This is a genomic window from Streptomyces phaeochromogenes (assembly GCF_001418655.1).
Classification (GTDB): Bacteria; Actinomycetota; Actinomycetes; order Streptomycetales; family Streptomycetaceae; genus Streptomyces; species Streptomyces phaeochromogenes.
Window position 1 is genome coordinate 1 of record NZ_LIQZ01000279.1, and the last position, 13,395, is coordinate 13,395.

The window sequence follows — 13,395 nt, forward strand, 5'->3', positions numbered from 1 at the left end:
GGGGCGGCGGGGGCGAAGAAACCCCCTCGGGTCAGCCCCCGAGTTCCTGGTGGCGGGCCGCCAGCCTCGCCGCGCCCTCCTCCGTCAGGGAACCGAACAGCCTCAGCCGGGAGATGCCACCATCCGGAAAGATGTCTACGCGCGCGTGCGTGCCGACGGACGGGCCCGCGAGGACGAAGCGGTGGTTCGTGTCGGGCTGGAGGCGGGTGCGGGGCAGGACCTCGACCCACTCCCCGTCCACACCGTCCCGCACGGAAACCGACGCCCACCCGGCAGAGTTGCCCTTCAGATACGCCGTATCGATCTCCACCGCACGGATCTCGGACCGCGCGACCAACTGGTAGCGAATCCAGTCGTGCCCCTGGTCCCGCCGCCGCCGCGTCTCCCACCCGTCGTCCATCTTGCGGGACCGCCCCGGCTGGATGGTGTTGGTGGCGGGTGAGTAGAAGAGGTTGGACGCGTCCTCGACCTGCCCGCCGTTCTCCAGGGCGACGACGTCGAAGGTGCCGAGGACCGACAGCCACTGCGGGTCGGGTACGACCTCGCCGTACACGCGAAGGCGCGCGATGCCACCGTCCGGATGCTGGTTGACGCGGAGGTGGGTGATGCGCTGCTCGACGTCGACGGCGAAGCCGTTGGCCGCGTGGCCGCCGACCGCCGTACGGGGAACGAGAGTTGTCCACTTCACGTCGTCCGCGAGGAGCTCCTCGGGCGACGGGGAGCCGGGGACCGAGGCACCCTCGACCGACACCGCCTGCGGGTAGTTGCCACGGAAGTGGGCGGTGTCGATGACGATGCCCCGTACGACGCCGGGCGCACCGAGGCGTACGAGCGCCCAGTCGTGGTCGTCGGCCGTGGGCCACGGGTGTTCGGCGGAGGCACCGCGCCGGCGCCGGGTCTCCCAGCCGTCCATGATCTTGCCCTTGTGCCCGAAGTGCTCGGGGTCGAACTCGGCCCGCTCGGGCAGGAGCAGGTTCTCGCGCTGGGCGAAGAACTCGTCGTTGGCGGCGATGACCCCGGCGCCGAGCTGCCGGTCGGCGAGGTTGGCGTACTGGGTGAAGGGGAAGTCGGCGCTGCGGTGGTCCGCGTACGGGTCGCCGCCTCCGTAGGGGTTCGCGTCGCCGGTGAAACGGGCCAGGGGGGATTGGTGCTGCGCCGTCACAGTGATCAGGTCTGCCTTTCGGGAGTCGGCCGCTGCGGGTGCGGGTCATGCGTGAATCGCTGGTACGGGTACCGGCTCTTCTTTCTCTTTCGTGCTCTTCAGTGGGTTCCGAGTGGGTGTTTTTCTCTCTTCGGCGGGAGGCTAACTACCGTCCTCTGGACAGGAGTTGCCCCTTCGGATCAGCGAACTCCCCGTCCGCCACGATGCGTTCGCCGCGCAGCCACGTAGACCTCACGACTCCGTGCAGCGTCCGGCCCGCGTACGCGGTGACCCGGTTGCGGTGTTGGAGCGCGGCGGGGTCGACGGTGAAGGTCTCGTCGGGTGCGAGGACCGCGAAGTCGGCGTCGTGGCCGACGGCGATGGCGCCCTTGCGGTCGTCGAGGCCGACCAGCTGGGCTGTGCGCGAGGACATCCAGCGGACCACGTCCTCCAGGCCGTACCCGCGCCTGCGGGCCTCGGTCCAGACGGCGGACAGGCTGAGCTGGAGGCCGGAGATGCCGCCCCACGCGGTCGCGAAGTCGTCGGTCTTGAGGTCGGCCGTCGACGGGGAGTGGTCGGTGACCACACAGTCGATCGTGCCGTCGGCCAGCGCCTGCCAGAGCAGGTCCTGGTTGGCGGCCTCGCGGATCGGCGGGCAGCACTTGAACTCGCTTGCCCCGTCCGGGACTTCCTCGGCCGTCAGGGTCAGATAGTGGGGGCAGGTCTCGACCGTGATGCGTACGCCCTCGGCCTTGGCGGCGGCGATCAGCGGCAGCGCGTCGCTGGACGAGAGGTGCAGCACGTGGACGCGCGCGTTGAGGCGCTTGGCCTGGGCGACGAGGTTCGTGATGGCGGTGTTCTCGGCGTCGCGCGGCCGTGAGGCGAGGAAGTCGGCGTACTTCTGGCCGCTCTTCTGCGGGGCCGCCGCGAGGTGGTGCGGGTCCTCGGCGTGCACGATGAGCAGACCGTCGAATCCGGCGATCTCCGCGAGGGACAGGGCGAGTTGCTCCTGGTCCAGCTCGGGGAACTCGTCGACCCCGGAGGGCGACAGGAACGCCTTGAAGCCGAAGACGCCCGCGTCGTGCAGGGGCCGCAGGTCCTTGACGTTGTCGGGCAGGGCGCCGCCCCAGAAGCCGACGTCGATGTGCGCCTTGGAGCGGGCGACGTCCTTCTTGGTGCGCAGGTGGTCGACCGTCGTGGTCGGCGGCAGGGAGTTGAGGGGCATGTCGACCAGGGTCGTGATGCCGCCGGCCGCCGCGGCGCGCGTGGCGGTCCAGAAGCCCTCCCACTCCGTGCGGCCGGGGTCGTTGACGTGCACGTGGGTGTCGACGAGGCCGGGCAGCAGGACGTCGTCACCGAAGTCCTCCAGCCGGGCTCCGGCCGGCACCTCGGCGTCGTGCGCGAGCACGGCCGTGATCTTTCCCCCGGAGACGGCGACCGAGGCGGCCCGCATCCCTTCGGGGGTGATCACGCGCGTCGAGCGCAGGATCAATTCGCCCCATCCGTCGTCGGACACCCGGACCCCTCTCCATGCCGCACGTCTCTTCACGCCGCACATGTCTCTGTGCCGCCCGTCGCCTTCCGCTGTTTACTTCCACGTAACGGAATTCAACGTTCTGTTGAAGGAGTCTTCACTCCTCGCTCCACGCCGTCAAGAGTCGACTTCCCGGCCGACCGTTGCAGGCGAATTCCCTGGACGTTTCCACAAAGCGGAATTACACTTCCACCACGCAGAACGTAACCACACCGAGCCGTGCAGTCAACCAACTGCCGGGTAGGCTGCCTCCCTGCCCGCCTGAAAGGACCGCGCCCGTGCCGACGTCCAGCGCCAGCACCACCGACGCCAAGCCAGCCGCCGCCTCCGGTGGCGTCCAGTCTCTTGAGCGCGCCTTCGATCTGCTGGAGCGAATGGCGGACGCGGGCGGTGAGGTCGGGCTGAGCGAGTTGTCCGCGAGCAGCGGGCTGCCGCTGCCCACCATCCACCGTCTCATGCGCACCCTCGTGGCCTGCGGATATGTACGCCAGCAGGCCAACCGGCGCTATGCGCTCGGCCCGCGTCTGATCCGGCTCGGCGAGTCCGCGTCCCGGCTGCTCGGCACCTGGGCCCGCCCCTATCTGGCGCGCCTGGTCGAGGAGACCGGCGAGACGGCGAACATGGCGCTGCTCGACGGCGACGAGATCGTGTACGTGGCTCAGGTGCCGTCCAAGCACTCGATGCGGATGTTCACCGAGGTGGGCCGCCGGGTGCTGCCGCACTCCACGGGTGTCGGCAAGGCCCTGCTCGCACACGTCCCGGCGGACGAGGTGCGCGCCCTCCTGTCCCGTACGGGCATGCCCGCGGCGACGGAGAAGACGATCACGACCCCGGAGGGGTTCCTCAGCGCGCTCGAAGAGGTACGGAGCGCCGGGTACGCGGTGGACGACAACGAGCAGGAGATCGGGGTCCGCTGCCTCGCGGTCTCCGTGCCCAACTCCCCCACCGCCGCGGCGATTTCGATCTCCGGTCCGGCCGGCCGCGTCACCGAGACGGCCACCGAGCGGATCGTGCCGGTGCTCCAGCAGGTCGCGGTGGAGCTGTCCGAGGCCCTGGCCAGCTCGGGATCGACGACCTGAGCGCCGGTTCGGGCTCGGCGACCTGAGCGCCGGTGGGGCTCGGCGGTCTGAACTCCCGTCCGGGATCGGCCACTTGACCGGTCTCAGCGCCGGGGTGGCTCCCCGAAGAGTTCCACCGCGCTGCGTACGCCCGCGAGTCCGGCGGCCAGTGCGCTGACCGAGCCGATGGAACCGGCGATCAGGAGCAGTGAGCGGCGCAGGCGGGGCACCTCCGGCATCCCGGTGACGGCCATCGCGGCGAGCGCCGCGAGTTCGTCCTCCGCGATGCCGCGGTCCGGGAACTCGGCCGGATGCGCGGCGAGTTCGCGGCGCAGCCTGGACACCGCGGTCCGCAACTCCGCCACTCTCGGATCCTCGTCGCTGCCGGTCACTGACCTCTGTCCCAAGCTCCGCAACACAGCTCTCCCCCCTCGCACGTCTTTGTGCGCGATACGTCGTCCCTGTTCCGCGCTCACGCCGAAATACACCCCGTGGCGTTGGTCAGGCGCCCAGGGACGCGGGACAGTAAACGCCACCCGATGCGGTGGACGCCACCACGAGGACCGAAATTCAGTCCCCGGACACCGCGAGGCCCGCGGGGGTTTCGGGGCATGCCGGCCCCGGGTCCGGTATGCAGGGGGAATGACGGAGAACAACGAGCAGGTCGCCGGGCTGCTGCTGGCCGCCGGCGGGGGGCGCCGCCTCGGCGGGCGCCCCAAGGCGCTGCTGACCCACCGGGGACACCCGCTCGTCGAACACGCGGTCGGGACACTGAGGGCGGGCGGCTGCACCCGGATCCATGTGGTGCTCGGCGCCGGGGCGGACGCCGTGCGCGAGCGGGCCCTGCTGCCCGGCTGTGTACTCGTGGACAACCCCGAATGGGCGCAGGGCATGGGCTCCTCGCTGCGGGCGGGCCTGGACTCGCTGGCCGGTACGGGCGCCCGGGCCGTGCTGGTGTCGCTGGTGGACCAGCCGGGCATCGGGCCGGAAGCCGTGGCCCGCGTACACGCCGCGTACACGTCGGAGGAGACGCTCGCGGCAGCCGCGTACGACGGGAAGAGAGGGCATCCGGTGCTGTTCGGCGCCCGGCACTGGGCGGGGATCGCCGCGACCGCGACCGGGGACCGGGGGGCGCGCGCCTATCTGAAGGCACACGAGGACGAGATCGCGCTCGTCGAGTGCGGGGACGTGGCACAGCCCTTCGACATCGACACGGAGAGCGACCTGGTCCACCTTGAGTGACTGGTCCACCTTGAGTGAACGGGGTGGCACCGAGCGCCACATTCCCTCGAAGCGGAGAATCTCGACGTCAACAAATTATTGAACTTCCACCATGAGGAAACTACTATCCACTGTTCAGAAGCGTCCGACTCTCCTCCGGGTCCCGTCGGCCGCTTCAGGTTCCGCTGGCACCCGGTGCCGCGGCGTACTCACGTCAGCTCGCTGAAGGAAGTGACAGTTCATGTCCGCACCAGCGCCGTCCCCGCTGGCCATCGTCGACGCCGAGCCCCTGCCCCGGCAGGAGGAGGTCCTCACCGACGCGGCCCTCGCCTTCGTGGCCGAGCTGCACCGGCGGTTCACGCCCCGGCGTGACGAGCTCCTCGCCCGCCGTGCCGAGCGCCGCGCCGAGATCGCCCGCACCTCCACGCTCGACTTCCTCCCGGAGACTGCCGCGATCCGCGCGGACGACTCCTGGAAGGTGGCGCCGTCGCCCGAGGCCCTGAACGACCGCCGCGTCGAGATCACCGGTCCCACCGACCGCAAGATGACCATCAACGCCCTCAACTCGGGTGCGAAGGTGTGGCTCGCGGACTTCGAGGACGCCTCCGCGCCCACCTGGGAGAACGTGGTCACCGGCCAGGTGAACATGGCCGACGCGTACACCCGCAGCATCGACTTCACCGACGAGCGCACCGGCAAGTCGTACGCCCTGAAGGCCCCCGAGGAGCTGGCGACCGTCGTCATGCGCCCGCGCGGCTGGCATCTCAACGAGCGTCACCTCGTCGACGCCGAGGGCACCCCGGTCCCGGGCGCGCTCGTCGACTTCGGCCTGTACTTCTTCCACAACGCCCAGCGCCTCCTCGACCTCGGCAAGGGCCCGTACTTCTACCTCCCGAAGACGGAGTCGCACCTGGAGGCCCGCCTCTGGAACGAGGTGTTCGTCTTCGCGCAGGACTACGTCGGCATCCCGCAGGGCACCGTCCGCGCGACCGTCCTGATCGAGACGATCACGGCGGCGTACGAGATGGAGGAGATCCTCTACGAACTCCGCGACCATGCCTCGGGGTTGAACGCGGGCCGCTGGGACTACCTCTTCTCCATCGTCAAGAACTTCCGTGACGGCGGGCAGAAGTTCGTCCTCCCGGACCGCAACGCGGTGACGATGACAGCCCCGTTCATGCGCGCGTACACCGAACTCCTCGTCCGCACCTGCCACAAGCGCGGCGCGCACGCGATCGGCGGCATGGCCGCGTTCATCCCCTCGCGGCGCGACGAAGAGGTCAACAAGGTCGCCTTCGAGAAGGTCAAGGCCGACAAGGACCGTGAGGCGGGCGACGGCTTCGACGGATCGTGGGTGGCCCACCCGGACCTCGTTCCGATCGCGATGGCGTCCTTCGACGCCGTGCTCGGCGACCGGCCGAACCAGAAGGACCGCCTGCGGGAAGACGTCGACGTGAAGGCGGCCGACCTCATCGCCGTCGACTCCCTCGACGCCAGGCCCACGTACGACGGACTCGTCAACGCCGTGCAGGTCGGCATCCGTTACATCGAGGCGTGGCTGCGGGGTCTCGGCGCGGTCGCCATCTTCAACCTGATGGAGGACGCGGCGACGGCTGAGATCTCCCGCTCGCAGATCTGGCAGTGGATCAACGCGGGCGTCGAGTTCGAGCACGACGGGAACATGGTGAAGGCCACGCCCGAGCTGACCCGCGAGATCGCGGACCGGGAACTGGCCGACATCCGCGCCGAGATCGGCGAGGAGGCCTTCACGGCCGGCCGCTGGCAGCAGGCCCACGACCTGCTGCTCACCGTCGCCCTCGACGAGGACTACGCGGACTTCCTGACCCTGCCGGCCTACGAGCAGCTGGCCGGCTGAACCGGAACAGCTTCGGACGCCTCACTTCTCCGAGTGGCCCAGGGACTTTTCCGGGGCCACTCGGTCGCGTACGAGGCGCTTGACGGCCGTCGGCTCCGGGAAGCCCTGCTCGCGGCGGTCCCAGACCACCTCGTCGTCGACCCGTACGACGAAGACGCCGCCGGTGCCGGGCTTGAGCGCGAGCTCCGTCAGCTCCTGCTCGAAGGTGGTGAGGAGTTCCTGGGCGAGCCAGGCGGCGCGGGGCAGCCAGCGGCACTGGGTGCAGTACTCGATCTGAACGCGGTGCGTGTTCTCAGGGGTCACGTTCTCAGTGTTCACGTTCTCGGTGGTCACGTTCTCAGAAGTCACGTGACCATTCTCGGCGGTCATCCGAGGTGTACCGACCCGTCGTGTTCCACCGCCGGCTTGCCGTGCAGGTCGGGGACCTGCTTGAGCCAGTCCGGCCGGCCCCGCCGGGTCTTCGCCGCGCGGTCCGCGTCCTCCGCGGCGAGCTGCTCGCGGGTGGGGAAGTCCGTGGGGAGCCAGGCCGCGGAGGCCCTGGCACGGGCGAGGAGATAGCCGACGTACGCCTCACGGGCCTCGTCCGGGGTCGCGAAACCGGGCTCGTCGGCGAGCCAGGCGTCGGGCACCTCGGCCGTGATCGCGCGCAGCAGTTCCTCCGTCACCTTGGGCGCGAGCTCGGCGTCCGCCGCGCGGGTGTCGGGGGTGTGGCCGCCGAGCGCGTGGCGCCGGAAGTCGTACGCCTTCTCCGGCTCGGAGGCGTCCCAGCGGTGGTGGAAGACCAGGGCCGCACCGTGGTCGATCAGCCACAGCCGCGGGGGTGCGACGCCGAGCGTGGGCCAGATCATCAGGTTCGAACTGTGCGTCGTACGGTCCACGTTGACCGTGAGGGCGTCCAGCCAGATGATCCTGCCCGCCTCCAGCGGATCGACGGGGAACGTCTTCGCGACCTCCGGGGTGAAGTCCTTGGCGCCGGACAGGTAGTCCATGCCGAGGTTCAGGCCCGCGCTGGCCCGGAGCAGGTCCTGGACCTCCTGGTGGGGCTCGTGCGCGCCGACCGCCGGGTCGAAGTGCACCAGCACCAGCTCGGGGAACCGCAGTCCGAGGGCGCGCGCCAGCTCGCCGACGATCACCTCGGCGACCAGCGCCTTGCGACCCTGCGCCGAGCCCGTGAACTTCACGACGTAGGTGCCCAGGTCGTCCGCTTCGACGATCCCGGGGACGGAGCCGCCCGCCCGGAGGGGTTCGATGTAGCGGGTCGCGCTAACGTTCCTCAGCATTTTCTCGGGCCACCTGCTTCATTGACCTTGCAATCCATGGACGACCTTGGAGCTGTCAAACAGCGGAAAGTGCCCGGCGTGAAGTGAGCATAGTAATCGAGGGCCGGTAATTGGGGGGCGTTCCCCCATGTGCCTCCCAGGTCCCGCGGGCACTGTGAGCAGGTCGATTCACACAACCGAGAGGGATTCCATGGGGAGAAAAGCGTTACTCCGGGTCTTGGTGGTCGCGGCGATGGCCGGTTCCGCGGTGACCTTGACCGGAGGGCCGGCGAGCGCGGCCACCGGTGTGTTCAAGAGCGGGACCAACATCGTCGTGAACGCGGCGCAGGGCCGCGCGAACAACATCACGGTCAGTCTGTCCGGGAGTTTCATCATCATCCGGGACACCTCCGACACCCTGACCGCCGGTCTCAACTGCACCCTCCTGACCAACGGCACGGTGGCCTGCCCGGTGGTCGTCAGCTCCGACACGGTCGTGGTCAACGCCGGGGACGGCAACGACACCATCACCAAGACCGCCAACGTCCGCAGTGAGCTGAAGGGCGAGTCGGGCAACGATGTCATCAATGGCGGCCCCAGCCCCGGCAGCAACAGCCTCAACGGCGGCACGGGCAACGACACCCTGAACGGCAGCGCCACCTTCGACCTCCTCATCGGCGGCACCGGTGCCGACCGGATCAGCGGCGGGGGCGGCACCAACGACGTCGTCAGCTACCTGGAGAGCGGCTCGGGCGTGGTCGTGGACATCGACAACGCCGCCGACGACGGCATCGGCGGGGAGGGCGACAACGTTCTCACCGACGTCGAGATCGTCTACGGCAGCCAGTTCGGCGACACGCTCACCGGGGGCACGGCGGGCGACATCCTGTCCGGCTTCGGGGGCAACGACCTCCTGGTGGGCGGCACGGGCAACGACACCCTGGTCGGGGGCGCCGGCAACGACACCCACAGCGGTGGAGCGGGCAACGACACCCTCGAAGGTGTCGACGGCGTGTTCGGCAACGACTCCCTCAACGGGGGCGCCAACACCGACACCTGCACCGCCGACACGAGCGACACGAAGAGCGCCTGCGAGGCCTGACCACCCGCATCCGCTGATTCCACCGTCACCGAATCCGTAGCCGCTGCCGCCTCGTCACTCGGGAGCGCCTGCCGCGAGCACCGGTTCCACCGCTCGCGGCAGGCGCTCCCGAGCCACTCCGGGGCCGCGGTGCCGGCCGCCGGTCGAGACGGTCGGGGTCACTGCCCGGCCGCGTACCGGCGTGCCAGGGTGATCAGGGCGGCCCGGCCGCTCCGATCGGTGCGGTTCCGGAGACTCGCGAGGTGCTTCTCGACGGTGCGTGGCGAGAGGAAGAGCTGCTCGGCGATCTCCTGGTTGCCGAGCCCCCGGCCGAGCAGGCGCAGCACCTCGTACTCCCGCGCGGTCACGCCCACCCGTCGCAGCTCCTGGGGAATCGTGTCGTGGCCCTCGCGGCGGCGGGCCACGGGAGAGCCCGCTTCCCGCAGCATGGCGCGGCAGGCGGCCGACACCCGTGTCGTACCCCGGTCGTGGAAGAACTGCTCGGCGGCGCGCAGCCACTCGACAGGCTGTCCCCAGCCGTCGGCGAGCGCCGCGGAAGCGCCCAGGCGCAGACACAGGTGACGGGCCAGCGGGATGGCGTCGGTCCCGGCCAGTGCTTCCTCGGCCGCCTTGGCGGCCTCGGCGGACCGGCCCTCGCGGCCCAGCAGCACGGCCCGGGACCATCCCGCGAACGGCCGGTCCCAGTGCACCTGGGTGAGCCGGTCCGCGACGGAACCGTCCAGCTCCGCCCAGCCGGCCGCGCCCCGTACGGTCCGCAGGAGCAGATAGGGGCCCAGGAAACCGGTGACCCCGCGCGTGCTGGGCAGTGCGCGCATGGCCCGGTCCGCCTCGGTGAACTCGGCCAGCGCGCGGTCGGGTTCCTCCCGCAGCAGGGAGCAGATGCCCTGGGCCCAGCCCCACACGGAGGTGTCGGCGTAGCCCCAGAGCGCTCCGGCGCTCCGTCCGGCCAGTGCGCTCTCCATGGTGTGCAACGCGGCCTGGAGTTTCTGCCGATCACCACGTGAGGCGGCGATGATGGCGTCCACTCCGACGCCGATCAGCTGTACCTCGGGCAACCGCAGCCGGTGGGCCGTCGTCCGGAGCCGCCGGGCGGACTCCAGGGCGCTGTCGTGCTCGTCGCGCAGCACATGTGCCTGTGCCAGATGCATGTCGGCCCAGGCCGTCATGAGCACCGCACCGGTCTCCTCGGCAGCCTTCCGTGCGGCCAGCAGCCGATCGGTTCCGGTGGCCCGGATCCGGTCGAGGACGCCGAGTTCCAGCAGGCCTCGTATCCGCCAGACCGGCAGCGCGTGGGTCTCGGCCGTGGCCACCAGGCGTTCGAACACGTTCTCCGCCTCGGCCAGGTCCTGGGGCCGCAGGCAGTACCCGAGCATGTTCAGCGCCTTGCAGCTCACCTCCGGCAGTCCGACGGCCTCGGCGGTCGCCACGGCCCCTTCGGCCAGGGCCCTGGCGCTCTCCAGCCGGTCCGGGCGCCGCGAGTTGAGCACCAGGTGCGCGGCGACCGCGTCCAGGGCGGCGCGGGACGCGGGGTCGGGCTCGGCTCCGAGCAGTTCCCGTGCCCGCCGGACGGCGGTCAGGCCCTCCTCCCACTGCTGCGCGGTGGCGGCGGCCCTCGCCCGGGTCAGGAAACCGGCCGCGCGGCGGGCGGGCGGCGCGCCCCACGCGGTCAGGACACCGTCCAGCCGGTCGCCGAGCTCCGGTACGCGCTGGACATCGCCCGTGAGGACGAGGGTCCCCAGTAACTCCTCCAGCAGTCCGGCCACTGCCTCGGGCGAGGCGTCCGCGGCGCGGGAGGTCAGCTCCAGGCCCCGGTCGAGGAGTTCCACCGCGGTCAGCAGAGCGCCCCGCAGGACCGCCTGCCGGCCGGCCCGGGTGAGCAGCACTGCCGCCCGGGCCCGCTGCCCGCCGGCGACACACAGCTCCGCGGCCAGGCGGTACAGGTCGTCACCCGAGTCACCGCCGATCAGACCGTGCGGCTCCGCGGCCCGCCGGGCGGGACGGCCCGCGTCCCGGGGCCCCGGCCCTGCCCCGTCGACGGACTCGGCCGCGTCAACGCCCTCGATGGCGTCGGCGGACTCGATCACGCCGGCGGACTCGATCGCGTCGGCCGCGGCGAGACAGAGTGCCGCCCGTTCCACGGGCAGCAGCCGGTGGGTGATGGCGTCGGCGGTCAGGGCGTGGCGGAACGTGTGCCAGCCGGGCTCCTCCGCGGTGGCGCCGTCGGTGACCAGTTGGGCGCGTGCCGCATGGCGCAGCTGGCGCAGTGCCGTCGCCCGGTCGAGCCCTGCGACGCGGGCGGCGATGTCCACGGGGAAGCGCCTGCCCAGGACGGCCGCCGCTTCCAGGAGCGCGACGCCGGGCGGTTCCAGGTGGTCCACGCGCTGAAGGACGGCGGCGGCGACCGTCGCGGGCACGTGGGCGTTCAGCGAGCCGGTCACCGCCCAGCCGTCACCCCGCCGCCGAACGAGGTTGCCGCTGTCGACCATGGCGGTCAGCAGTTCCTCCACGACGAAGGGGACACCTTCGGAGACGGCGTGCAGCCGGTCAAGTACGGCTGCCGGTACGTTGCCCGCGTCGTCGTGGCCCAGACAGCGGGCGGCCAACTCCGCGGTGTGGGCGGAGCCGAGGCGGGCGAGGCGCAGGGTGCGGGCCGTACGGCGGGACGCGGCGGCCTCGGCAAGGTCGAGGGCCGGTCCGGGCCCACCGCGCAGGGTGGCCAGCAGGACGGCCCGCCGGCCGGGAAGGTTGTCCGTGAGGTAGTCGACGATGGTGAGCGTGTCGGCGTCCGCGTCGTGCAGGTCCTCCAGCACCAGAACACAGCCGCCGGTGCGTCCGAGGGCCCCCATGAGCCGCAGCACCGCCTCGGCGTAGCCCACCAGCGGCGCACCGTCCTGCGGCGCCAGCCCGCACAGTCGCGACAGCAGCGGCTCGTACGGGCCCAAGTCCCCGTCGGCGGGCGCCCCTTCGCCGCGCAGCCCGGAGAACACGGCCTCCGCCAGCGGGCGCAGCGGCACCGCGCGCCCGGCGGACGCGGCCCGACCGCGAAGCACCCGTAACCCGGTGCGTACGGCGGCGTCCGCGGCCTCCTCGACGAGGCGTGACTTGCCGATGCCCGGCTCGCCCAGCACGAACACCGAGGAGCCCCGCCCCTCGCCCGCCGATCGGACGGCCGCGGTCAGAAGATCCCGCTCCGGTTCTCTGCCGACCAGTACCGATGACGACAACGACGACACTCAGGCCCCCTGCGCCCTCTTCCGGGATGCCCCCACCCGGCACCCGTCGAAAGCTCCTTCGAATCCACACAGCGTAGTACCCACGAGCCACAGGAACCGCACAACTACATGGGGGCACTTCCCCGATGTCCGCGGCTGCCGACGGGCGGCAGGCTCTACTCCAGCAGGGCAGGGGGGACAGGGCATGGCCCGGGGGACATGCCCTGCCTGCTGTTCTTTCATCGATGGGGGTCGCCACATGTCTTCAACACCGTCAATGCCGTCAATGCCGCGTGCCCGCGTATGGATCACCACCGGGCTTCTGAGCCTGGCCCTGTGCGGGTGCTCGTCGCTCACCGGAGGCACGGACGGAGGCTCGGGAGGCGACAACGGCGGTTCGTCGACGACGAGTTCGGCGGCGGACGGCCCGGAGGTACCGGCGACCTCGCTGGACCTGGAGCGGGTGTGCACGGACGGCCTCGGCTACTCGGGGATGCCCGCCTACGACCGTACGAAGAAGACCGTGCACCCGGCGATGCTCATGAACAACCCCGGTGACACCTGGTCGCAGTTCGAGCCGCCCGCCGGCGACTTCCCCAAGGGCTGGATCCTCGGCTACTCGGACAAGCCGGCCGACGCCGAGCTGGTCGTCTGCGTCGAACGCACCAAGGCGAGCCCGACCGGCAAGAAGTGCGACATGGAGAGCGACGACGGCAAACCGTTCACCGTCAGTACGTACAACACCTCGTACCGCCTGAAGGTCGTCGAGGCGCGCACGGGCGAGGAGTTGTACAAGCACACGGGTGAGGCCAAGTCCGACGAGTGCCCGATGTACATCTTCACCTCGGAGGGCGAGGACAAGGACAAGCACTACAACGAGGTTCGGCCGAAGGACTACCGGAAGCGCGTACAGCCCTTCATCGCGCCGTAGCCTTCACCTCGGCCGTCCCGCCGCAACTGTCATCCCGGCCGTCCCCGTCGCCTCTCCCCCG

At 70.8% G+C, this 13,395-nt stretch carries 11 protein-coding genes; 5 read left to right on the top strand and 6 right to left on the bottom strand.

Annotated features, from left to right (window positions below; translation table 11 throughout):
- Positions 1-31 precede the first annotated feature (31 nt).
- Both alc and allB read right to left on the bottom strand, forming a co-directional pair.
- Positions 32-1,162 (bottom strand): allantoicase, encoded by a 1,131-nt coding sequence (gene alc, locus AOK17_RS32225; RefSeq protein ID WP_055616110.1) that lies wholly within the window; start codon positions 1,160-1,162, stop codon positions 32-34.
- 145 nt (positions 1,163-1,307) lie between these two features.
- Positions 1,308-2,657, bottom strand: a complete 1,350-nt coding sequence (gene allB / locus AOK17_RS32230; protein ID WP_055616111.1) for an allantoinase AllB — start codon at positions 2,655-2,657, stop codon at positions 1,308-1,310.
- A 296-nt stretch (positions 2,658-2,953) separates the two neighbouring features.
- Here allB and AOK17_RS32235 point away from each other — a divergent pair, with 296 nt between their 5' ends.
- Positions 2,954-3,754, top strand: a complete 801-nt coding sequence (locus tag AOK17_RS32235) for an IclR family transcriptional regulator (protein WP_055616112.1) — start codon at positions 2,954-2,956, stop codon at positions 3,752-3,754.
- An 83-nt stretch (positions 3,755-3,837) separates the two neighbouring features.
- Here AOK17_RS32235 and AOK17_RS32240 read toward each other — a convergent pair whose 3' ends face one another.
- Entirely contained in the window at positions 3,838-4,152 is a 315-nt protein-coding gene (locus AOK17_RS32240; RefSeq protein WP_055616113.1) for a DUF5955 family protein, read from the bottom strand.
- A 223-nt stretch (positions 4,153-4,375) separates the two neighbouring features.
- On the opposite strand from AOK17_RS32240, the gene AOK17_RS32245 reads away from it, so the two are divergent.
- Positions 4,376-4,975 carry a nucleotidyltransferase family protein gene (locus AOK17_RS32245; RefSeq protein ID WP_055616114.1) on the top strand — a complete coding sequence of 200 codons (600 nt, stop codon included), beginning with the start codon at positions 4,376-4,378 and terminating at the stop codon, positions 4,973-4,975.
- A 220-nt stretch (positions 4,976-5,195) separates the two neighbouring features.
- On the top strand, positions 5,196-6,830 hold the full coding sequence (gene aceB / locus AOK17_RS32250) for a malate synthase A (RefSeq protein ID WP_055616115.1): 1,635 nt from the start codon (positions 5,196-5,198) through the stop codon (positions 6,828-6,830).
- Positions 6,831-6,851: 21 nt separating this feature from the next.
- Here aceB and AOK17_RS32255 read toward each other — a convergent pair whose 3' ends face one another.
- Both AOK17_RS32255 and AOK17_RS32260 read right to left on the bottom strand, forming a co-directional pair.
- On the bottom strand, positions 6,852-7,133 hold the full coding sequence (locus AOK17_RS32255) for an Rdx family protein (RefSeq protein WP_055616130.1): 282 nt from the start codon (positions 7,131-7,133) through the stop codon (positions 6,852-6,854).
- A gap of 62 nt (positions 7,134-7,195) precedes the next feature.
- A complete protein-coding gene (locus AOK17_RS32260) occupies positions 7,196-8,110 on the bottom strand; it encodes a HipA family kinase (RefSeq protein ID WP_055616116.1) in 915 nt (304 codons plus the stop codon).
- Positions 8,111-8,342: 232 nt separating this feature from the next.
- On the opposite strand from AOK17_RS32260, the gene AOK17_RS32265 reads away from it, so the two are divergent.
- The gene (locus AOK17_RS32265) at positions 8,343-9,191 is read left to right on the top strand and encodes a calcium-binding protein (RefSeq protein WP_245697509.1); all 849 of its coding nucleotides are present in this window, start codon (positions 8,343-8,345) and stop codon (positions 9,189-9,191) included.
- 158 nt (positions 9,192-9,349) lie between these two features.
- On the opposite strand, the gene AOK17_RS53670 is transcribed toward AOK17_RS32265, so the two are convergent.
- Positions 9,350-12,415 (bottom strand): helix-turn-helix transcriptional regulator, encoded by a 3,066-nt coding sequence (locus AOK17_RS53670; RefSeq protein WP_281198655.1) that lies wholly within the window; start codon positions 12,413-12,415, stop codon positions 9,350-9,352.
- Between the two features lie 274 nt (positions 12,416-12,689).
- Here AOK17_RS53670 and AOK17_RS32275 point away from each other — a divergent pair, with 274 nt between their 5' ends.
- A complete protein-coding gene (locus AOK17_RS32275; protein ID WP_055616118.1) occupies positions 12,690-13,334 on the top strand; it encodes a hypothetical protein in 645 nt (214 codons plus the stop codon).
- Positions 13,335-13,395 lie beyond the last annotated feature (61 nt).

Bases quoted from the DNA above. Each gene is read 5' to 3' on its own strand.
- AOK17_RS32275 (WP_055616118.1), top strand. From the start codon at position 12,690: ATGCCGCGTGCCCGCGTATGGATCACCACCGGGCTTCTGAGCCTGGCC.
- aceB (WP_055616115.1), top strand. From the start codon at position 5,196: ATGTCCGCACCAGCGCCGTCCCCGCTGGCCATCGTCGACGCCGAGCCC.
- AOK17_RS32260 (WP_055616116.1), bottom strand. From the start codon at position 8,110: ATGCTGAGGAACGTTAGCGCGACCCGCTACATCGAACCCCTCCGGGCG.
- AOK17_RS32245 (WP_055616114.1), top strand. From the start codon at position 4,376: ATGACGGAGAACAACGAGCAGGTCGCCGGGCTGCTGCTGGCCGCCGGC.
- AOK17_RS32265 (WP_245697509.1), top strand. From the start codon at position 8,343: ATGGCCGGTTCCGCGGTGACCTTGACCGGAGGGCCGGCGAGCGCGGCC.